Origin of the sequence: Streptomyces parvus (assembly GCF_032121415.1) — a bacterium.
GTDB classification, from domain to species: Bacteria; Actinomycetota; Actinomycetes; order Streptomycetales; family Streptomycetaceae; genus Streptomyces; species Streptomyces globisporus_A.
The window spans coordinates 2,731,670-2,750,504 of record NZ_CP135079.1; the positions used below are offsets into that span (position 1 = coordinate 2,731,670).

The window sequence follows — 18,835 nt, forward strand, 5'->3', positions numbered from 1 at the left end:
ACCGTACTCAGATCCGGGGTGAGTACGCCCGGCAGGAAGCTCAGACCACGTGCGCGCCCGGCGCGGGCGACGCCGCAACGCGCGCGTTGCGGCAGGTCCCGGACGCCAGCAGCGCGGCCGCCACCTTCTCGGCCGTCTCCTCGTCCGGCACCAGGAACGCCGTCGTCGGCCCGGAGCCGGAGACCAGGGCGGCTGAAGCCCCCGCCTCCGTGCCCGCCGCCAGTGTGTCCGCGAGGGAGGGGCGCAGGGAGAGCGCGGCGGGCTGGAGGTCGTTGCTCAGGGCTCCCGCGAGTGCGCCCGGGTCGCCGGAGCGCAGGGCGGCCAGGAGGGTGGGGGACGCGGTCGGCTCGGAGACCTCCGCCTGCGCCGTGAGGCGGTCGAACTCCCCGTAGACGGCGGGTGTGGAGAGGCCCCCGTCCGCCACCGCGAAGACCCAGTGGAAGGTGCCGCCGACCTCGATCGGGGTCAGCTTCTCGCCGCGTCCCGTACCGAGCGCGGCCCCGCCCACCAGGCTGAACGGCACGTCGCTGCCCAGCTCCGCGCAGATCGCGAGGCATTCGTCGCGGCTCGCGCCGGTCCCCCACAGGGCGTCGCAGGCGACCAGGGCGGCGGCCCCGTCGGCGCTGCCGCCCGCCATGCCGCCCGCGACCGGGATGTCCTTGGCGATGTGGAGGTGGACGGCGGGGTCGATGCCGTACCGCTCGGCGAGCGCGAGGGCGGCGCGGGCGGCGAGGTTGGTGGTGTCCAGCGGCACCTGCGCGGCGTCCGGCCCCGAGCAGGTGATGCGCAGCTCGTCGGCGGGGGTCGCGGTGACCTCGTCGTACAGGCCGACGGCGAGGAAGACGTTGGCCAGGTCGTGGAAGCCGTCGGGGCGGGCCCCGCCCACGGCGAGCTGGACGTTGACCTTGGCGGGGACGCGGACGGTGACAGCGGCGGTCATGCCGACACCTCCGGCTTGTGCTCCGCGATCGCCGCGAACTCCTCCACGGTCAGCGCCTCGCCGCGCGCCTGCGGCGAGATCCCGGCGGCGACGAGCGCGGCCTCGGCGGCGGGCGCGGAACCGGCCCAGCCGGACAGGGCCGCGCGCAGCGTCTTGCGGCGCTGGGCGAACGCCGCGTCCACGACCGCGAAGACCTCGGCGCGGGAGGCCTCGGTGGCGAGCGGCTCGGTGCGCCGGACGAGCGAGACGAGCCCGGAGTCGACGTTCGGGGCGGGCCAGAAGACGTTGCGGCCGATCGCCCCGGCGCGCTTCACGTCCGCGTACCAGTTGGCCTTCACCGACGGCACGCCGTAGACCTTGTTGCCCGGGCGGGCGGCGAGGCGGTCGGCGACCTCGGACTGGACCATGACGAGGGTCCGCTCGATGCTGGGGAAACGCTCCAGCATCGTGAGCAGGACGGGCACGGCCACGTTGTACGGGAGGTTCGCGACGAGCGCGGTCGGCGCGGGGCCCGGCAACTCGGTGACCAGCAGGGCGTCGGAGTGGACGAGGGCGAAGCGGTCGGCGCGCTCCGGCATCCGGGCCTGGACGGTGGCGGGCAGCGCGGCAGCGAGCACGTCGTCGATCTCGACGGCGATCACCCGGTCCGCCGCCTCCAGCAGCGCCAGGGTCAGCGAGCCGAGCCCGGGGCCGACCTCGACGACCACGTCGTCCGGGCGGACCTCGGCCGTGCGCACGATGCGGCGGACGGTGTTGGCGTCGATGACGAAGTTCTGACCGCGCTGCTTCGTGGGGCGTACGCCCAGCTTCGCGGCCAGGTCGCGGATGTCTGCGGGCCCCAGGAGGGCGTCGGGCTCTGTGCTGCTCACCCGGTAAGCCTACGGCCGCAGTGGGGCCACGGACTCGCCCCCCGCTGCACGTACAGCTTCTTCGCCCGGTACGTCTGCTCGGCGGCGGGCGCCTCCTGGGGCCGTCCGCTGCCGCCGAGGGACTGCCAGGTCCGCGTGTCGAACTGGTACAGCCCGCCGTACGTACCGCTCGGGTCGACCGCGTCGGGGCGCCCGCCGGACTCACAGGCGGCGAGCGCGGACCAGTTGAGCCCGTCCGCCCCGGCCACCGAGTCGGGCCGCTGCCGGGTGCCGGTGCGCACGACGCGGCTCACCGGCATCTGGACCAGCTCCTCGGCGGCCCGGCGCGGCTTCTGCCGGACGCCGTTGACGGTCCGGACGGCGTACGTGACCCGGCGTACACCGTTGCGGCCCGCGCGCTCGACGACCTCCGTGCCCCGGAACAGCTCGGGGTCCTCGCTGCGTTCGACGGCGTACGGGACCGTCTCCTCGCGCACCTCGCGGGTGTCGGTGATCCGCATGACGGAGATCGTCTGGCCGTCGCGCGGGAAGCTCGCGGGGTCGACGGAGGTGGTGTCCCGGCCGTGCAGGGTGACACCCGCCTGGGCGAGGGCCTCGTGGACGGTGGCGGCGTTGGTGCGCAGGGTGCGTTCCTGGCCGTCGGCCATGAAGGTCACGGCGCGTTCGGTGCGGACGGTGAGGGTCAGGCCGGTGCGGGGGATCCGGGTGGAGCGGGCGGCGGAGAGGTGCGCGCCCTCGGCCCGGATCCCGAACTCGCGCAGCGCCCCGGCCACGGTGTCGGCGGTCGTCCAGATCCGGTGGCGGACGCCGTCGAGGGTGAGGGTGACGGGCCGCCCGTGGCGGACGACGACCTCGTCGCCGTGGTCGAGGCCGGCTCCGGGGTCCGGGGAGACGCGGTCGTGCGCGCCGACGGTGACGCCTTCCTCCTCCAGCAGCTCGGTGACGTCGTCGGCGAAGGTGTGCAGGGTGCGGGGCGTGCCGTCGACCTCCAGCCGGACGGCCTTGTCGTGGGCGACGAACGCGGTGGTGCCGCCCGCCAGGAAGGCGACGACCAGGGCCCGGGGGACGAGCCGGCTCAGCTTCAGGTTCTCGGGGGCGGCGACGCGTCTCCGGCGGCGCTTGGCGGCCCGCCGGGCGTCGGCGCGGGTGGGTCCCTGCCGGGGCACGGTGAGCGGCGGCGGCCCGGTGAACGGGGTGTTGACGAGCGGGGTGTCGACGACGGTCGGGGCGTGGGCGGCGGGGCGCGCCGTCCACGCCCCGTCGGCCAGCGTCAGCTGCTCATGGAACGCGTCGATACGCCTGTCCTGCGAAGTGTTCACGCCGTTCACGCCGCTCCCGAAGATCCGCCCGCTGCCGCCCCCGTCGTGCGCGGGGACGATAGCGGAGCAGTGGTGACTCTCCAAAGCGACACGGCTACGCAGCGTGCGCACCCGGGCTCAGAAGTCGAACGCCCGCGCCGTGTTGTCGTAGATCGCGGCGGCCAGCACGTCCTCCTCCAGGCCCTTCACCTCGGCCATCGCGCGGAGCGTGACGGGGATGAGGTAGGGCGCGTTGGGCCGACCGCGGTACGGCGCGGGGGTGAGGAAGGGGGCGTCCGTCTCGACGAGGACCAGCTCGGCCGGGGCGACGGCGAGGGCGTCCCGCAGCGGCTGGGCGTTCTTGAAGGTCACGTTGCCCGCGAAGGACATGAAGTACCCGGCCCGCGCGCAGATGCGGGCCATGTCGGCGTCGCCGGAGTAGCAGTGGAACACCGTCCGCTCGGGCGCGCCCGCGTCCGCCAGCACCCGCAGCACGTCCGCGTGCGCGTCGCGGTCGTGGATGACGAGGGCCTTGCCGTGCCGCTTGGCGATCTCGATGTGGGCCCGGAAGGACTCCTCCTGGGCGGCGACGCCTTCAGGACCCGTACGGAAGAAGTCGAGGCCCGTCTCGCCGACCCCGCGTACGTGGTCGAGGGCGGCCAGTGCGTCGATCTCCGCGAGCGCCTCGTCCAGTGCCGCCTTGCCGCCGGGCTCCCGTGCCCCCTGCCGCGCGGTGCCGTCGGTGCCCTCGACGTACCCGTGGACGATGCGCGGGGCCTCGTTGGGGTGCAGGGCGACGGAGGCGTGGACGGCGGGGTGGGCGGCCGCGGTCCCGGCGGCCCAGCGGGAGCCGGCCACGTCGCAGCCCACCTGGACGACGGTGGTCACGTTCACCGCGGCGGCACGGGCGAGGGCCTCCTCGACGGTGGCGTCCTGCATGTCCAGGTGGGTGTGGGAGTCGGCGACCGGAACCCGCAGGGGCTCGGGCAGCGGCGGGGCTTCGGTACGGCTCATGCCGACGATCGTACGAGGGCCCCGCCCCCGTACGACGCCGGCGTCCGGCCCGGAGCGATCACTCGCGGGGACGGGTCGCCTGCGGGGAAGGGCCGCCTGCGGCGGTGTCACCTGCGGGAGGCGTCACCTGCGGTGGAACGGGTGCAGCAGAGGGGAAGGGCCGCCTGCGGGAGGCGTCACCTGCGGTGGAACGGGTGCAGCAGATCGGACAGCCGCCAGTGCCGGTCCGGCGTGGCGGCGGTCGACACCGCACGGTCCTCCGCACTGCTCTCCGAGGTCTGCGGCGTCTGCTGCTTCCGCAGCAGCTCCTGGACGCCCGCGACCCGCCCCGCCCGCATGATGCGCACCACATGCCCGCCGCAGTTGGCGCAGGTGGGCGTGGAGAGCGGCGACGGCACCCGCTCGCCGTCCGCCGTGTAGACCACGAACGCATGACCGTGCACGTCGACGTGGTGCTCTATCTCGTAGGACTGCTCCCAGCCGTACCCGCACTTCATGCAGGCGAAGGCGTACGCCTCATGGACAGTGGTCGCTGCGATCTCGCTCATGCCTGCTCCTCTTGTCCGCCGGACACGCGCTCCGGGGACGGCCGACCCGCCCGAGGGGTTCGAACAGGTGGCCCGTCCCTTCCAGTGGACACCTGCGCCCGGATGGACGCACCAGCTCAGAGGCATTGTTGATGCGTTCTTGGCCTCCTTTGGCCGCCCTTTGCCGACGCATGGCCGGGGCGAGGAGCGCGGCAGGACAGCGCGTGACCGCCGGCCCACCGAGCGCCCCCGAGCGCGCCGCGCGCCGGTCGTGAACGCGCCCGCGCACCACCCCCGTCCACCCCCTCCCTCTTCCTTGCGATACCGGGCTTTCAGCCCCATCCGCACCTCATGAATTCACCATTCAATTGAATGCACTATTTCCCCGGATGCCGCTCCCGATTTGCGACGTCCCCCTTCCTCCTTTTCACTCATTACGTCCACCCCATTTCCCACAGGACGGGGAACAACCCATGTTCACCACGGATACCACTGCCACCGACATCGAGCTCGACCTCGACGCCGCTCTCAACCCCGGTGAGGTCGAAGGTCTGTACCGCGACTCCCGCGAGTGCGCCTACCTGGCGCTCCTCGCAGGCGGCGGAGCCCTGCTGCTCTCGCCTCCGACCCCGCGCCCGAAGAAGGGCTAGTCGCCGGCACATGGACCAGACACATGCTTCGTCGCCCCTGGCGGGTGCCGTGCATGACCTGGCAACAGAGGTGGTCCTCGCTCTTCGGAGCGGGGACCACCTCGCCACGGTGTGCGGCGCGGCGGGAATCGACGAGGAGAATCGGACCGGAATCGCGGCGGTACGGGTCATCGGGGCCGACCTGCTGCTGCCGAGTGTTCTGTACGGACGCCATCCGCATCCGGGGGACGTCGCCGTACTCGACCGGGCGGTGCGGGAATTCCCGCCCAAGCCCGACGCTCCGGCCGCCACGGCCTGGAGCCACTGGCACATGATCTCCACGCTCCAGCGGATGGCGCCGCCCGCACCGGGCGCCGCTGCCCCCGGCACGTACGCGGAGCCGGACGCCGCCTGGCTGGAGGAGGCCCCCTGGCAGGCGTTCACCCACCAGCTCTCGGTCCTCGCACCGCTCGCCGTTCCGGCCGCCCCCTCGGCCGTGCAGCGGGCCGCGGCGAACCGGGCCGTCGACCTGTCGCGCGGCTTCGTCCGCGCGGTGCGGCGGCGCGACTGGCTCCAGGCGGCGGGCGCGGGCCGCTGGCTCGCGGCGATCGGCGGTGAACCGGCCACCCTGGGCCTGGACCGCGGCCTGGACTTCGTCGAGCTGATGGGCGGGCACGACCCCCGGGTGACGCTCCATGTGCGGGCCGCCCGGCTGATGGCCGAGGCGAGGGCCCGGTGACGACGACCGCGACCGAGGACCCGCAGGGCCGCCCCGGGCCGGGTCCTGAGGAGCGCGCCTCCTCCTCCGGGGCCTGTGGGGCCGCGCTCGCCGTCCTCCCCGGAGTCCTGAGCTCCGCCCTCGCCTGGACCGACGCGCACCGCACGCGCTTCGCGCTCCCCGACGACGTCCTGGAACCCCGCACCCAGGTCAACGCCACGCTGAAGCCGCTGGGCGAGCTGGCCCAGCTCGGCTCGGCGATCCGCCGCACGACCGCCCCCGGCACCCCGGAGCACGAACGGGCCGGGGACCTGGTCACGTACGCCTGGGGGCAGGTGCACGAGGGCGCGCTGCTCCTGGAGCTGCTGCGCGCCGAGCCGTTCGCCGCGTACCCGTACGAGATCTACGCCGCCTTCGCCGGGTACGGGCTGCGCCACGAGGGCTTCGAGGCGCTGGCCCGCCCGCTCACCGCGACCCGCGCCTGGGCGCACACCGAGCAGCACGCGAACCGGCAGCTGGGGCTGGTCAACTCCGAGCGCCGGGTGGGCGTGGTCACCCACACGGACGCGGGCGGGGTGCTGTCCCGGACCTGGCTGGGCGGTCTGTCCGAGCCGTGGATGTTCGAGGGCCCCTCCGGCTACGCGCTGACCCACACCGTCTTCCACCTCACCGACTGGGGCCGGATGCCCGACCGGGTGCCGGAGAAGATCGACGGCTATCTGCGGACCTGGCTGCCCGCGTGGGCGGACGGCTGTCTGGAGAGCCGCCAGTGGGACCTGACCGGCGAGCTGCTGGCGGTGGCCGCGTCGCTGCCGGGCCCGGCCCCCGTGGAGCTGCTGGACGCGGTCTGGCCGGTGCTGGTCGATGTCCAGCACCCGACCGGCTGCGTCCCGGAGACCGGTGTGCCGGCCGAGGACCCGTCGCCCGACCCGTACCCCTTCATCGACTGCTACCACTCCACGCTGGTCACGGCCTTCGCGGCGGCCCTGTCCCTCGGATCGCTGCGGCGGACGCGCGAAGGGACGGGCGAGCAGACACGCGAAACGACTCCCGGCCGGGAAAGGCACACCCCATGAGCAGCGGCACCCCCAGCGGCATCCAGCAGATCCACGACGTCGGGGCCAAGGCCCTGGGCTGGCTGTACGAACACCGCGAGGGCTTCCGGCTGGAGACGGACCCGTCCCCGGAGGCGGGGATGCTGGACCGGTTCAAGCCGCTGGGTGAGCTGGCGCTGATCGGGAAGGTCATCTTCCGCGAGGGGGTGGCCGGTTCGCAGCAGTCCTCCCTCGCCCACAAGCTGCTGGACCACGCCTGGCACGAGCTGCTGGGCTCCGGGGAACGGCTGCTGGAGGGCCAGCGGCGCGAACCGCTCTCGCCGGTGCCGCTGGAGGTCTACGTACCGTTCCGGGAGCTGGGCTACCGGCAGCCGGACCTGGAGTCCGCGATCCGGCTCAACCACCGCCTGGCCAGCTGGGCGGCGCTGGAGGTGCTGCCGGTGCGGCGGCTCGGCCTCAGCGCCATCGAGCGCCGGTTCGGGGTGGAGCCGAGCGTTCCGGAGACGGCGGCGCTGGCCCACACCTGGCTGGCGCGCAGGCCCGAACCGTGGACGGTGGAGGGCCATATCGGCTACGACATCACGCACACGGTGTTCCACCTCACCGACTGGGGCGAGAAACCGGCCGGACTCCCCGCCGACATCGCGGAGTACCTGGCCCTCTGGCTGCCGGTCTGGCTGGACGACTGGCTGGACCTGAAGCGCTGGGACCTGCTGGGCGAACTGCTGGTGGTCGACGCCTGCCTGCCGGAACCGGCCCTGGACCCGGCGGCCTGGACCGGGTTCGCGCAGGCCCAGGAGCCGGACGGGGCGATGCCGGTGGTCGGGGGTATGCCGGAGGGGGACGAGGAGTCGGTGTTCGACCTGGTCTACCACCCGACGCTGGTCGCCGCGTTCGCCTCGGCGCTGGCGATGTCCCGCGCCCTGTCCGGCCTCAGCGCGTCCCCGGCCCCGGCATGACGGACACGGCCGCGGTCCGCGTGACCGCCCCCGGCTCCCCGGCGGCCACCGCCCGCCTCCTCGCCGAGGCCGGACGGGCCGTCGACGCGCCCGATCTGGTGCTCGCGGTCAGCCGGAACGGGGTGCGCACGGTCCACACCGGCGGAAGCGCGGAGCCGGGCCCGGTCCCCCGCGAGCAGCTGGCCCACGAACTGGGCTCGGCGTCGAAGCCGTACGCGGGGCTGCTGCTGGCCCGGCTGGTGGCGGAGGGCCGGGTGCGGTACGAGGACCGGGCGGCGGACCTGCTGGCCCCGGGCTTCCCGGTGCACCCAGCGGTACGCCGGATCACCCTGCGCCATCTGCTCACCCACACCTCGGGGCTGCCGGGCCTGCCCGCCGACTTCTACCCGCAGGCGGTGCCCCGCTGGTCGACCGACCCGTACGGCGGCTACCCGTCCGACCGGGTGGTCCGGGCCTTCCTGCGGGCCCGCCCGCGCCACCGGCCCGGTACCCGCTGGCACTACTCGAACTTCGCCGTCTCGGTGCTCGGCCACACCCTGGCGGCGGCCACCGGAACCCCGTGGGAGGTCCTGCTGCACCAGCAGGTGCTGGCCCCGCTGGGCCTGGAGGCGACCCGGGTGCGCCCGGGCCCGGACGGCACGGACGCGGTGGGCCACCGTCGCGACGGCACGCCGGTGCCCGCGCTGGACACCGGGGGCTTCGCGGCGGCGGGCGCGGTCCGGGCGGCCCCGCTGGACCTGCTGACGTTCCTGGAGGCGCATGCGGGCGTCGGGTCCGACCCCCGGGACCCGACGTTGACGGCGGCGCTGGCGGAGGTCCGGCGCCCGGTGCTGCGACGCGGCTGGCGGCACGCGCACACCCATACGCTCACGTGGTTCCGCCACCCGTCCCCGTACGGCCCGGTCCTCTTCCACGCCGGGGCGACCCTCGGCCAGCAGGCGTTCCTGGGCTTCCGCCCGGAGACGGGGCTCGCGGTGGCGGCGACGGCGACGCGGCGGGTGCACCGGGCGGACACGTTCGTGGCGACGGCGTACGCACTGCTGACGGAGACGCCGTAGCTACTGAGCCTTCGGGGCCTTTCCCGCACCCTTCTCCGCGTTCTTGGCGGCGACGACCGCGTCGAACACGTCCCGCTTCGGCAGCCCGGCATCGGCGGCGACGGCGGCGATGGCCTCCTTGCGCCGCTCCCCCGCCTCCTCGCGCACCCGTACGCGCCGCACCAGCTCGTCGGCGTCCAGCTCCTCGGGCCCGGAGTCGGCGGCGCCCTCGACGACGACGGTGATCTCGCCGCGCACCCCGTCGGCGGCCCACACGGCCAGCTCGCCGAGGGGCCCGCGCTTGACCTCCTCGTACGTCTTGGTCAGCTCGCGGCAGACGGCGGCGCGGCGCTCGGCGCCGAAGACCTCGGCCATGGCTGCGAGGGTGTCGTCGAGCCGGTGGGGGGCCTCGAAGAAGACCATGGTGCGCCGCTCGCCGGCGTTCTCGCGGAGCCGGGAGAGCCGTTCACCGGCCTTGCGCGGCAGAAACCCTTCGAAGCAGAACCGGTCGACGGGCAGCCCGGAGAGGGCGAGGGCGGTGAGCACCGCACTCGGCCCCGGCACGGCGGTGACGCGGATGTCCTTCTCCACGGCGGCGGCGACGAGCCGGTAGCCGGGGTCGGAGACGGAGGGCATCCCGGCATCCGTAACGAGAAGCACCCGGGCGCCACCGGCGAGGGCCTCGACCAGCTCGGGCGTCCGGGCGGACTCGTTCCCCTCGAAGTAGGAGACGACACGCCCCGAGGTGTGGATGCCGAGCGCCTGGGTGAGCCGGCGCAGCCGCCGGGTGTCCTCGGCGGCGACGACGTCGGCCCGCTCCAGTTCGGCGGCGAGGCGGGGCGGGGCGTCCGCCACATCGCCGATGGGGGTCCCTGCGAGCACGAGCGTTCCAGTCGTTCCAGTCACATCAGCCATCCTCGCAGCACGGGCAGCGCCCTTCGCACAGATGCGTTCCCTACGATGGCGCGGTGACGAGTACCGCACCCGAGACCCGGCGGGGCCACGACGCCGGGGACCCGCCCGGCGAACAGCCGACCTCCTGGCAACGGCGGCTGCGCCGCTTCGGCCATGTCCCCCGCCCGGAGACCTCGCTCCGCGACCGGCTGGACCCGCCGTACACGCGGCCCGGCCGGCAGGTGTGGTCGGTGCTCGCGATCCCGCCGCGGACGGCGGACTGCCTGGTGCGCTGGTCCGGCTGGGGCGGCCCACTGCTGGTGACACTCGTCGCGGGACTGCTCCGCTTCTGGAAACTGGACCAGCCGCACGCGGTGATATTCGACGAGACGTACTACGCGAAGGACGCGTGGGCGCTGGTCAACCAGGGGTACGAGGGGTCCTGGCCCAAGGACGTCGACAAGCAGATCCTGAACGACCCCTCGTCCGTCCCCGTCCCGACCGACCCGGGCTATGTGGTGCACCCGCCGGTCGGCAAGTGGATCATCGGCTTCGGTGAGCAGTTGTTCGGCTTCACGCCGTTCGGCTGGCGGTTCATGGTGGCGGTCCTGGGCACGGTCTCCGTACTCCTTCTCTGCCGGATCGGCCGGCGCCTGTTCCGCTCGACGTTCCTGGGCTGCCTGGCGGGCCTGCTGCTCGCGGTGGACGGCCTGCACTTCGTGATGAGCCGGACCGCGCTGCTGGACCTGATCGTCATGTTCTTCGTGCTGGCGGCGTTCGGCTGCCTGGTGGTGGACCGGGACCACGCCCGCCGCAGGCTGGCCGGAGCGCTGCCGGTGGGCGAGGAGGGCGTGCTGCGCCCGGACGCCCGGGTGGCGGAGACGCTGCGCCTGGGGTGGCGGCCGTGGCGGCTGGCGGCGGGCGTGATGCTGGGCCTGGCGTTCGCCACGAAGTGGAACGGCCTGTACGTGCTGGCCGCGTTCGGCCTGATGACGGTGGTGTGGGACGTCGGCGCCAGGCGTATGGCAGGGGCCGTGCACCCGTACCAGGCGGTGCTGCGCCGCGACCTGATCCCCGCCTTCGTCTCCACCGTCCCGGTGGCGATCGTCACGTACCTCGTGTCCTGGACCGGTTGGATCGTCACGGACAAGGGCTACTACCGCAACTGGGCGGCCACCGAGGGCAAGGACTCCTCCTGGAGCTGGCTGTTCCCGGACTGGCTGCGCAGCCTGTGGCACTACGAGAACCAGGTGTACGACTTCCACGTCGGCCTCACCTCGGGCCACACGTACGAGTCCAACCCCTGGAGCTGGCTGGTGCTGGGCCGCCCCGTCTCGTACTTCTACGAGGAGCAGACGGGCTGCACGCAGTCGTCCACGGGCAAGTGCGCCGCCGAGGTGCTGGCCATCGGCACCCCGCTCCTGTGGTGGCTGGCGTGCTTCGCCCTCGCGTACGTGGTGTGGCGCTGGTTCTTCCGCCGCGACTGGCGGGCGGGCGCCATCGCCTGCGGCGTGGTGGCGGGCTGGCTCCCCTGGTTCTTCTACCAGGAGCGCACGATCTTCCTCTTCTACGCGGTGGTGTTCGTCCCGTTCCTCTGCCTGGCGGTCACGATGATGCTGGGCGCGATCGTCGGCCCCGCGGCAGGCACGGGCGCCCGAGCCGAACTGGGCCTCACCCCCCACGACCCCACCGGCGAACGCCGCCGCACCCTGGGGGCGATCGCGGTGGGCGTGCTGGTGCTCCTGATCATCTGGAACTTCATCTACTTCTGGCCGCTGTACACCGGGACGTCGATCCCGGAGGACCTGTGGCGGGACCGGATGTGGCTGGACACCTGGGTGTAGGCGCCACAGTGTGACGGAAGCGAAAAGAAGAAATGCGGGCGGGCCGCGACGACAACGCGTCGCGGCCCGCCCGCATTTCACGGGACTCCGCCTCATCGACAGAATTCCCGCATCTCCAGAAGCCGGATCTGGAGCTGAAGCCTAGAAGAAGTGCTTTCGCCCGCCGACGGCACGGCCGGTCGCGCCCAGGATCCACAGGATGGCACCGACCAGGATGAGGATGCCGCCGATCGTGGTCAGCAGACCCATACCCACAAGCAGGCCGATAATCAGCAGAATAAGCCCAAGGATGATCATTTTTTAGCTCCCATCGTCAAGTCTGGTTCAGACACTCGCGTGCCTGCGCTTCACAACGGCCTCGTTGCACCCCACCGGAATGTCCCGGCTCCGAATGTCGCCAGGACCTCGTTGCGAAAGTCCGTGTGCCCACCCATTCGGCGCTTACACACATCACTCACACGGATCTTCGAAATCTCTTGGACCGCCGCTCGCGCACCAGAAAGATCGCGGCGATCCCCGCCAGCACCAGGAACAACCCGGCGGCCCCGCCCGAGATCCAGGCGAACAGGGCCGCGCCGCCGCCGCCGACATCCGCTTCGCGGGCGACCACCTGAGGGTCGTCGGCCTGGTAGCGGACGGTCAGGGCGGCGCCTGCGGACTGCTTGCCGCCGCCGCTGCCCGTCGGCAGATCCGCCACCACGGTCCGCCCGCCGGCCTCGAACTCGACCCGGCACTGGCCGATCATGCACGACCCGCTCGTGTGCAGCGTGGCGTCGGCCCGCTCGCCACCCCGGAGGGAGCGCAGGTGCTCGGCCGCCGGGAACATCACCAGCACCGACAGCATCCCCAGCAGCAGCGCGAGCGTCAGCGACATCACCAGGGACCCACGGGGCCCCAGCCCGCTCTGCCCACTCCCGGACGCACCCTCGTTCACTCTGCCGTCCACGTGTCCCGCCCTCCCCGTCCGTCGGCGCCCGACCGACGTTCCCCGTTCTGGTGTACGAGCAGACTAGTTCCGATGTCCGGGCGGGACCGGAGCCGAAAACAGAGGGCACCCCGGCTCAGTCGCCCCCGCAGCCGCCGCAGTTCGACCCGCTGCTCGATCCGCAGCCGCCGCCACTGCTGTACCTGCCGCGGTCGCCGCTGCCGCCCGACCGGCCCGGGCCCGCAGCCGCAGACCGCCTCCGGTGACCGCGACGGCGAGGACGACCAGATACCCCCCTGTCGCCGGGCGGTCGATGCCGTCGGCCCGGACCGCCACCAGCGCCGCCTCCACCGCGACGAACAGCGCCGCCGGAAAGACCGCGACCGGAACATACCGGTACCAGAGCGGCAGGGCCGCCAGAAGGACCACGCCCGGATACCTCAGCCAGTCCGTCCCGCCCCCGGTCCCGTCGCGCCAGGCCCCGGACGCGGACGAGAGCCCGAAGAGGAGGACGTACGCCGCCCCCACCAGGGCGGCCAGGATCCAGCCGCCCAGGACGGGGGCGAGGACGGTCGGGCCGCCCGCCTTACGCCAGCGTTCCGCGTCGGCCACGGACCAGGCGGTGACGGAACCTCCGGTCGTGGACCGGGTGGTGCTGCCGTCCCCGCCCCCACAGACCGCACCGGAGAGCGCTTTCCAGCCAAGCATTCCGGTCCGGTAACAACCCCCTCACCGTCCGCCACAGCCCCTTAGGGTTCCTCACAGTTGCCCCTTGAACATGTTCAGGGGGCAACTGGGGAGGGGGACTGCGAGATGCGCAGTGGAGCGAAGGTCGCCGTCATCGGCGGAGCGTTCGTGCTGGTGGCCGGCGGGATCGGTTACGGGGCGTACAGCGTGCTCGGGGACACGGGCGGCGGGAGCGGCGACGGTGCGCGGAGCACGTCCCAGTCGTCGAAGGTGAAGACGGGGCCGCCGAGCGCGGAGGAGATAGCGGAGACCTCGAAGGGCTTCTTCGACGCGTGGGCGGCCGGGGACGCGTCGACGGCGGCCCTCCTGACCACCAACGAGGCGGGCGCGGAACCGGTGCTCGCCTCGTACGGCGAGGATGCCCACATCGGCAAGGTGGAGATCACCCCGGGCCCGGCCGTCGGCACGAAGGTCCCGTACACGGTCAAGGCCACCGTCGCGTACGAGGGGAAGGCGAAGCCGCTGTCGTACGCCTCGGAGTTGACGGTCGTCCGCGGTCTCACCACGGGCAAGGCCCTCGTCGACTGGGCCCCGACCGTCGTACACCCGCAGTTGACGGAGGGCGCGACGCTGAAGACGGGCGAGTCCTCGACGCCGGCGATCGAGGCCGTCGACCACAACGGCACGGTGCTGACGAAGGAGAAGTACCCCTCGCTGGGCCCGATCCTGGACACCCTGCGTCAGAAGTACGGGGAGACCTCGGGTGGTTCGGCCGGCATCGAGACCTGGATCGAGCCCGCCGACGAATCCCAGCCGGACGTCAATCTGCTGACCCTGTCCAAGGGCAAGCCGGGCAAGGTCCAGACGACGCTCGACGCGAGCGCCCAGGCGGCGGCCGAGCGGGCGGTGAAGAAGTTCGCCCAGGCGTCGGTGGTCGCGGTGAAGCCGTCGACGGGGGCGGTCCGCGCGGTGGCCAACAACCCGGTGACCGAGTTCAACGTGGCGCTCCAGGGCAAGCAGGCGCCCGGCTCGACGCTGAAGATCATGACGGCGGCGCTGCTGCTGGAGAAGGGGCTGGTCCAGGCGAACGGGGCGGCGGAGTGCCCCAAGGACGTGCTGTACCAGGGCGCTTCGTTCCACAACCTGGACCACTTCGCTCTGCCGGACGGCTCCACCTTCACCCAGAGCTTCGCCCGGTCCTGCAACACCGCCTTCATCAAGCTCATCGACGACACGAAGGACGACGCCGCCCTCCCCAAGATCGCCCGGGACGTCTTCGGGATCGGCCTGGACTGGAAGACGGGCGTCGTCACCACGGACGGCAGCGTGCCGGAGGAGGTGGGCGGCGAGGCTGCCGCCCAGTACATCGGGCAGGGCACGGTCCAGATGAACGTCCTCAACATGGCGTCCATCACCGCGACGGCCATGACCGGCACCTTCCACCAGCCCGTCATCGTCCCGCAGTCCCTGGACAAGCGGGAGTTGGCGACGGCCTCGCGTTCGCTGTCGCCGTCCGTCTCCCAGCAGCTCACGACGATGATGCGCGCGACGGCCGCCTGGGGCACGGGCGCGAAGGCCATGGCAGGCGTGGGCGGCGACAAGGGCGCGAAGACCGGATCGGCGGAGGTCGACGGACAGGACACCTCGAACGCCTGGTTCACCGGCTTCAGCAACGACCTCGCGGCCGCGGCGGTCGTCCAGGTCGGCGGGCACGGCGGCGACGCGGCGGGCCCGGTCGTGGCGGAGGTGCTGAAGGCGGGCGGCTGAGGCCGCGGTTGGCCCGCGTAGTCGGCCGAGGCAGCGGCCGGCCCGCGCGGGCTGCCGCACCCCGGGCACGAGGGCCCGGCCTCTGCGTGCGGGCGGCCGGGCCCGGGTCATCCGGGTGTGGCAGCCGTGCCGCCCGAGCGGACCGCGCCCTCTGCCGGTCGTCGACGAGCGCGTTCATCGAAGTGTCCCGCCGTCCAGGCGACCACACCCCGGACTCCCACACCAGAGAGAGCCCACGCTCCGGAACCCCCTCGCGTGCATACTGCACGGAACGCTAGCGTGCAGCCATGAGCACACCCGAACCCACAGAATCCGCTCCCGCCGCACCCGTCTCCCACGCCCATCCCCGGTTCGCGCAGGCGCTGGCCGAGCTGGGCCTCCAGGTGGAGGTGCGCCGCTTCCCCGACGCGACCAGGACCGCCGTCGAGGCCGCTGCGGCGGTCGGCTGCGAGCTGAGCGAGATCGTCAAGTCGCTGGTCTTCACGGCGGACGGCGTGCCGGTACTGGTCCTGATGGACGGGGCGTCCCGGGTGGACGTCGAGCTGGTACGCCGCGAACTCGGCGCGCAGAAGGTGGCGCGGGCCGACGCGGACCTGGTCCGGGAGACGACGGGGTACGCGATCGGAGGCGTGCCCCCCTTCGGCCACGCCACCCGGACCCGTGTCCTGGCCGACCGGCGCCTTCTGGACCACGCCGTGGTGTGGGCGGCGGCGGGCACCCCGCACACGGTCTTCCCGCTCGACCCGAAAACGCTGATCGCCCACGCGGGCGCGACGGTCGCGGATGTGCGCGAGCCCGCCAGGTGACCCCACTGGTCGCCCTCGCGGTCCTCATAGCCGCGGTCACGCACGCCAGTTGGAACGCCATCGCCCATGCGATCAAGGACCAGTTGCTCTCCTTCACCCTGATCTCAGGCGGCGGTCTGCTGATCGGCGCGGTGATGGCGCTGTTCGCCCCGTTCCCGGCGGCGGGCGCATGGCCCTACCTCCTGGTCTCGGCCGCGCTGCACGTGGCGTACATGCTGCTGCTGATGCGCTCGTTCACGCTGGGCGACTTCGGCCAGATGTACCCGATCGCCCGGGGCACGGCCCCGCTGGTGGTGACGGTCCTGGCGGCGGTGTTCGTGGGCGAGCGTCCTGACGCCTGGGCCACGGCGGGCGTGGCGGTGGCATCGGCCGGACTGGTCGGCCTGGCACTGTGGGGCATCCGGGGCTCCGGGAAGCGCCCGCACTGGCCGGCGATCCTGGCAGCCCTCGGCACGGGCCTGGCCATCGCCGGTTACACGACGGTCGACGGCGTCGGGGTCCGCGCGTCGGGCACCCCGCTGGGTTACGTCGCGTGGCTGATGATCCTGGAGGGTCTGGCGATCCCGGCGTACGCGTACTACCGCCGCCGCGCCGAACTGCTCCCGCAACTACGGCCGTACGCGGTACGCGGCCTGCTCGGTGCGGCCCTGTCGGTGGTCGCGTACGGCCTGGTGCTCTGGGCCCAGACGAGGGCCCCGCTCGCCCCGATCGCGGCGCTGCGCGAGTCGTCGATCATCGTGGGAGCGGCGATCGGCACGCTGTTCTTCAAGGAGCGCTTCGGGGCTCCGAGGATCGCGGCGGCGGGGCTGATGGTGGTGGGCATCGGGCTGATGCTGCACACGAGTTGAGGCCGGGTTCAGCGGCCTTCTTCGCCACCGCCCGCATACGGCACGAAGGCCGCCCACGCGGCGGGAGCGAGGGTGAGGCGGGGCCCTTGGAGGTTCTTGGAGTCGCGTACGAGTACGGCGTCGAGGGCGGTCGCGACCTCGACGCACTCGCTGCCGTTACTGCTGTCGCTGTAGCTGCTCTTGAACCAGCGCAGCTCGGAGGCGTTACCAGCAAGCGGCTTGCCCATCATGTCTCTCCCAGCACGTGCTCGATGAAGGCCGTCGACTCCCGAGGGGTCAGGGCCTGGGCCCGGATCATGCCACACCGCAAATCAAGGATTCTGACCTGCTTCGGATCGGAGACCGGCCGCCCGCCGAACGCCCCCTCGGACCGCCCTACCGCCGAGCCGTCCTTGAACTTCAGCACCTGGATCTCCCCATCGATTCCTGCGTGCTCCTCCAGGCCCATCGGCATCACCTGCACCGTTACGTTGCGCAACTCGCTGACGGACAAGAGGTGTTCCAGCTGGCGACGTAACACCATCTTGCCTCCGAGCGGACGCCGGAGCACCACCTCTTCCAGGACGAATCCGAGCGTCGGGACAGGCGAGCGCTCGAAGATGGCCTGCCGCGCCATACGCGCGGCTACTCCACGTTCGATCTCGTCCGGCGGGTAGGCGGGCTGGCGCATCGAGAACAGCGCCCGAGCGTACTCGGCCGTCTGCAACAGGCCGTGGACACTGCTGTTGCCGTAAGCCAGCACCTCCACGGCCGCAGCCTCCAGCTTCGCCAGCTCCCGGATCTTCTTCGGATACCGCACCTCCGCAAGATCCGGCTTCATCGCCGCGAGCTTCCCGCCCGCCCCCACCGCCACGTCCACCGCGTCCATGAACTCCGGGCGCGGGATGCGCCGCCCGCCCTCGACCTTGTAGACCAAATCCTCGCCATAGCCCAGGAGTGACCCCAGCTCGCCCACCCGCAGGCCCGCCGCCTCACGCCAGGTCTTGATCTGGCGGCCCACCGCCGCGACGACCGCCGCCCCCGACTCGTCGTCCGGGTCGACTTCCCAACCAGGCTCGTCCACCGCGTCGTTGCCGCGCCCCGTACCGTCCTCGACCATGCTCATGCAAGCCCCCGCTTCCGACGTGCGTGCCGTTCCTGCCTCAACCGCTTCCGTTCCCCGCACGTCACCGCCGACAGCCCGGACAACACCGGACAAGCCCCGGACAGTCACCGTACGCAACGGCCGCATCACTGGGAAAGGTACGCCGGGGCGGCCACGCTGAGTGACATGAACCAGGAAGTCACTCGCACCCCGCACACGCCCACCGAACGCGCGTTCACCGTGCTGCTCTCCCCCACCCGCCGAGGGGCCCGGCTCGCCCGGCTGCTGACCGCGGCCCATCTCGGCGCGTGGGGGCTCCCTTCGGAGTCGGCCGCGCACATCGTCGCCGAGCTGGCGGCCAACGCCACCGTCCACGGCCGCGTGAAGGGCCGGGACTTCCGACTCGGCCTCACCGTCACGGGCGGCACGCTGCGGATCGAGGTCACGGACACGCGCGGTGACAGCGTCCCTCCCGGCCCCGGAGCCGTGAAGCCGCCCGGGGACGACGCGGAGACCGGGCGCGGCCTGCTCATCGTCGAGGCGCTGGCGGACCACTGGGGCATCGTCCCCGGGCCGGTCCCGCGCAAGACGGTGTGGGCGGAGATCGACCTCGTGCGGTAGCCGCCCTCCACCGCATCGCACCCCGGCGCGATCCGGTACGGCCTCATAAGACCTCACCGGATCGCACTCCACCGCGACCCACTGCGGCGCGACATCAACTACTCAAAGAACCAGGAGAAAGAACCCCACCCGGCCCCACCCCCGGTGGCCACCTGACGGACCCCAGGAGCTTCCGGGGCCTCATCACTCACACGGGTGACATTTGCCAACTCGGCTCGCTTTCGGGCAGGTTGCCCGGCATATGCTCACGCCAGACCACATCCCACACATACGTCGGCCCCCGACCGGGACTGCAATCCCAACCGAGGGCCTG

The 18,835-nt window shown here is 72.6% G+C and carries 21 protein-coding genes; 10 read left to right on the forward strand and 11 right to left on the reverse strand.

The window, feature by feature from the left end; all coding sequences use genetic code 11:
* Nucleotides 1-40: 40 nt before the first annotated feature.
* The 5 genes from RNL97_RS13095 to RNL97_RS13115 all read right to left on the reverse strand — a co-directional run bounded on the left by RNL97_RS13095 (nt 41) and on the right by RNL97_RS13115 (nt 4,669).
* Nucleotides 41-940 carry a 4-(cytidine 5'-diphospho)-2-C-methyl-D-erythritol kinase gene (locus RNL97_RS13095; protein ID WP_243314209.1) on the reverse strand — a complete coding sequence of 300 codons (900 nt, stop codon included), beginning with the start codon at nt 938-940 and terminating at the stop codon, nt 41-43.
* Complete coding sequence (rsmA, locus tag RNL97_RS13100) at nt 937-1,809, reverse strand: 16S rRNA (adenine(1518)-N(6)/adenine(1519)-N(6))-dimethyltransferase RsmA (protein ID WP_030588994.1); 873 nt, start codon at nt 1,807-1,809, stop codon at nt 937-939. The genes RNL97_RS13095 and rsmA overlap by 4 nt, the downstream gene beginning before the upstream one ends.
* Entirely contained in the window at nt 1,806-3,137 is a 1,332-nt protein-coding gene (locus RNL97_RS13105; protein ID WP_308381857.1) for a ubiquitin-like domain-containing protein, read from the reverse strand. Before RNL97_RS13105 ends, rsmA begins: the two co-directional genes overlap by 4 nt.
* A 108-nt stretch (nt 3,138-3,245) precedes the next feature.
* The gene (locus RNL97_RS13110; protein ID WP_030588988.1) at nt 3,246-4,121 is read right to left on the reverse strand and encodes a TatD family hydrolase; all 876 of its coding nucleotides are present in this window, start codon (nt 4,119-4,121) and stop codon (nt 3,246-3,248) included.
* Between the two features lie 176 nt (nt 4,122-4,297).
* A complete protein-coding gene (locus tag RNL97_RS13115; RefSeq protein WP_030588984.1) occupies nt 4,298-4,669 on the reverse strand; it encodes a hypothetical protein in 372 nt (123 codons plus the stop codon).
* A 452-nt stretch (nt 4,670-5,121) separates the two neighbouring features.
* Here RNL97_RS13115 and RNL97_RS13120 point away from each other — a divergent pair, with 452 nt between their 5' ends.
* Genes RNL97_RS13120 through RNL97_RS13140 form a run of 5 tightly spaced genes read left to right on the forward strand, consistent with a single transcriptional unit; the run spans nt 5,122 to nt 9,067 of the window.
* Entirely contained in the window at nt 5,122-5,298 is a 177-nt protein-coding gene (locus RNL97_RS13120; protein ID WP_007455151.1) for a hypothetical protein, read from the forward strand.
* A 10-nt stretch (nt 5,299-5,308) separates the two neighbouring features.
* Entirely contained in the window at nt 5,309-6,016 is a 708-nt protein-coding gene (locus RNL97_RS13125) for a hypothetical protein (protein ID WP_030588981.1), read from the forward strand.
* Nucleotides 6,013-7,071 (forward strand): DUF6895 family protein, encoded by a 1,059-nt coding sequence (locus RNL97_RS13130; RefSeq protein WP_030588978.1) that lies wholly within the window; start codon nt 6,013-6,015, stop codon nt 7,069-7,071. The genes RNL97_RS13125 and RNL97_RS13130 overlap by 4 nt, the downstream gene beginning before the upstream one ends.
* Nucleotides 7,068-8,009: a DUF6895 family protein gene (locus RNL97_RS13135; RefSeq protein WP_030588976.1), complete on the forward strand. Its 942-nt coding sequence runs from the start codon at nt 7,068-7,070 to the stop codon at nt 8,007-8,009. Before RNL97_RS13130 ends, RNL97_RS13135 begins: the two co-directional genes overlap by 4 nt.
* Entirely contained in the window at nt 8,006-9,067 is a 1,062-nt protein-coding gene (locus RNL97_RS13140; protein WP_243314210.1) for a serine hydrolase domain-containing protein, read from the forward strand. The genes RNL97_RS13135 and RNL97_RS13140 overlap by 4 nt, the downstream gene beginning before the upstream one ends.
* On the opposite strand, the gene rsmI is transcribed toward RNL97_RS13140, so the two are convergent.
* Entirely contained in the window at nt 9,068-9,961 is an 894-nt protein-coding gene (gene rsmI / locus RNL97_RS13145; RefSeq protein ID WP_199814240.1) for a 16S rRNA (cytidine(1402)-2'-O)-methyltransferase, read from the reverse strand. It abuts the gene before it with no gap.
* Nucleotides 9,962-10,014: 53 nt separating this feature from the next.
* Between rsmI and RNL97_RS13150 the strand changes: the two genes are divergently transcribed.
* Nucleotides 10,015-11,784, forward strand: coding sequence for a dolichyl-phosphate-mannose--protein mannosyltransferase (locus RNL97_RS13150; protein WP_243314211.1), 1,770 nt, complete (start codon nt 10,015-10,017; stop codon nt 11,782-11,784).
* A gap of 141 nt (nt 11,785-11,925) precedes the next feature.
* Here RNL97_RS13150 and RNL97_RS13155 read toward each other — a convergent pair whose 3' ends face one another.
* The 3 genes from RNL97_RS13155 to RNL97_RS13165 form a co-directional block, all read right to left on the reverse strand.
* Nucleotides 11,926-12,081, reverse strand: a complete 156-nt coding sequence (locus tag RNL97_RS13155) for a hypothetical protein (protein WP_010059700.1) — start codon at nt 12,079-12,081, stop codon at nt 11,926-11,928.
* Between the two features lie 157 nt (nt 12,082-12,238).
* Nucleotides 12,239-12,730 carry a hypothetical protein gene (locus RNL97_RS13160; RefSeq protein WP_030588969.1) on the reverse strand — a complete coding sequence of 164 codons (492 nt, stop codon included), beginning with the start codon at nt 12,728-12,730 and terminating at the stop codon, nt 12,239-12,241.
* A 63-nt stretch (nt 12,731-12,793) separates the two neighbouring features.
* Nucleotides 12,794-13,417, reverse strand: a complete 624-nt coding sequence (locus tag RNL97_RS13165; RefSeq protein WP_243314212.1) for a hypothetical protein — start codon at nt 13,415-13,417, stop codon at nt 12,794-12,796.
* A 105-nt stretch (nt 13,418-13,522) separates the two neighbouring features.
* Here RNL97_RS13165 and RNL97_RS13170 point away from each other — a divergent pair, with 105 nt between their 5' ends.
* The 3 genes from RNL97_RS13170 (at nt 13,523) to RNL97_RS13180 (ending at nt 16,817) form a co-directional block, all read left to right on the forward strand.
* Nucleotides 13,523-15,163: a penicillin-binding transpeptidase domain-containing protein gene (locus RNL97_RS13170; RefSeq protein WP_243314213.1), complete on the forward strand. Its 1,641-nt coding sequence runs from the start codon at nt 13,523-13,525 to the stop codon at nt 15,161-15,163.
* Nucleotides 15,164-15,450: 287 nt separating this feature from the next.
* Nucleotides 15,451-15,969, forward strand: coding sequence for a YbaK/EbsC family protein (locus RNL97_RS13175; protein ID WP_243314214.1), 519 nt, complete (start codon nt 15,451-15,453; stop codon nt 15,967-15,969).
* A complete protein-coding gene (locus RNL97_RS13180; protein ID WP_313750717.1) occupies nt 15,966-16,817 on the forward strand; it encodes a DMT family transporter in 852 nt (283 codons plus the stop codon). The genes RNL97_RS13175 and RNL97_RS13180 overlap by 4 nt, the downstream gene beginning before the upstream one ends.
* A gap of 8 nt (nt 16,818-16,825) precedes the next feature.
* Here the strand turns inward: RNL97_RS13180 and RNL97_RS13185 are convergent, their stop codons facing one another.
* Together RNL97_RS13185 and RNL97_RS13190 are read right to left on the reverse strand one after the other, a co-directional pair.
* Nucleotides 16,826-17,047 carry a DUF397 domain-containing protein gene (locus RNL97_RS13185; RefSeq protein ID WP_030588957.1) on the reverse strand — a complete coding sequence of 74 codons (222 nt, stop codon included), beginning with the start codon at nt 17,045-17,047 and terminating at the stop codon, nt 16,826-16,828.
* Complete coding sequence (locus RNL97_RS13190; RefSeq protein ID WP_243314217.1) at nt 17,044-17,922, reverse strand: helix-turn-helix domain-containing protein; 879 nt, start codon at nt 17,920-17,922, stop codon at nt 17,044-17,046. The genes RNL97_RS13185 and RNL97_RS13190 overlap by 4 nt, the downstream gene beginning before the upstream one ends.
* Before the next feature lie 165 nt (nt 17,923-18,087).
* On the opposite strand from RNL97_RS13190, the gene RNL97_RS13195 reads away from it, so the two are divergent.
* A complete protein-coding gene (locus RNL97_RS13195) occupies nt 18,088-18,522 on the forward strand; it encodes an ATP-binding protein (protein WP_243314218.1) in 435 nt (144 codons plus the stop codon).
* The last annotated feature ends 313 nt before the right edge of the window (nt 18,523-18,835 follow it).

Excerpts from the sequence above, each read along its gene's own strand:
- RNL97_RS13190 (WP_243314217.1), bottom strand. The coding sequence starts at position 17,922 with ATGAGCATGGTCGAGGACGGTACGGGGCGCGGCAACGACGCGGTGGAC.
- RNL97_RS13115 (WP_030588984.1), bottom strand. The coding sequence starts at position 4,669 with ATGAGCGAGATCGCAGCGACCACTGTCCATGAGGCGTACGCCTTCGCC.
- RNL97_RS13120 (WP_007455151.1), top strand. The coding sequence starts at position 5,122 with ATGTTCACCACGGATACCACTGCCACCGACATCGAGCTCGACCTCGAC.
- rsmI (WP_199814240.1), bottom strand. The coding sequence starts at position 9,961 with ATGGCTGATGTGACTGGAACGACTGGAACGCTCGTGCTCGCAGGGACC.
- RNL97_RS13195 (WP_243314218.1), top strand. The coding sequence starts at position 18,088 with ATGAACCAGGAAGTCACTCGCACCCCGCACACGCCCACCGAACGCGCG.
- RNL97_RS13155 (WP_010059700.1), bottom strand. The coding sequence starts at position 12,081 with ATGATCATCCTTGGGCTTATTCTGCTGATTATCGGCCTGCTTGTGGGT.
- RNL97_RS13185 (WP_030588957.1), bottom strand. The coding sequence starts at position 17,047 with ATGATGGGCAAGCCGCTTGCTGGTAACGCCTCCGAGCTGCGCTGGTTC.
- RNL97_RS13135 (WP_030588976.1), top strand. The coding sequence starts at position 7,068 with ATGAGCAGCGGCACCCCCAGCGGCATCCAGCAGATCCACGACGTCGGG.
- RNL97_RS13175 (WP_243314214.1), top strand. The coding sequence starts at position 15,451 with ATGAGCACACCCGAACCCACAGAATCCGCTCCCGCCGCACCCGTCTCC.
- RNL97_RS13125 (WP_030588981.1), top strand. The coding sequence starts at position 5,309 with ATGGACCAGACACATGCTTCGTCGCCCCTGGCGGGTGCCGTGCATGAC.
- RNL97_RS13095 (WP_243314209.1), bottom strand. The coding sequence starts at position 940 with ATGACCGCCGCTGTCACCGTCCGCGTCCCCGCCAAGGTCAACGTCCAG.
- RNL97_RS13140 (WP_243314210.1), top strand. The coding sequence starts at position 8,006 with ATGACGGACACGGCCGCGGTCCGCGTGACCGCCCCCGGCTCCCCGGCG.
- RNL97_RS13170 (WP_243314213.1), top strand. The coding sequence starts at position 13,523 with ATGCGCAGTGGAGCGAAGGTCGCCGTCATCGGCGGAGCGTTCGTGCTG.
- RNL97_RS13165 (WP_243314212.1), bottom strand. The coding sequence starts at position 13,417 with ATGCTTGGCTGGAAAGCGCTCTCCGGTGCGGTCTGTGGGGGCGGGGAC.
- RNL97_RS13110 (WP_030588988.1), bottom strand. The coding sequence starts at position 4,121 with ATGAGCCGTACCGAAGCCCCGCCGCTGCCCGAGCCCCTGCGGGTTCCG.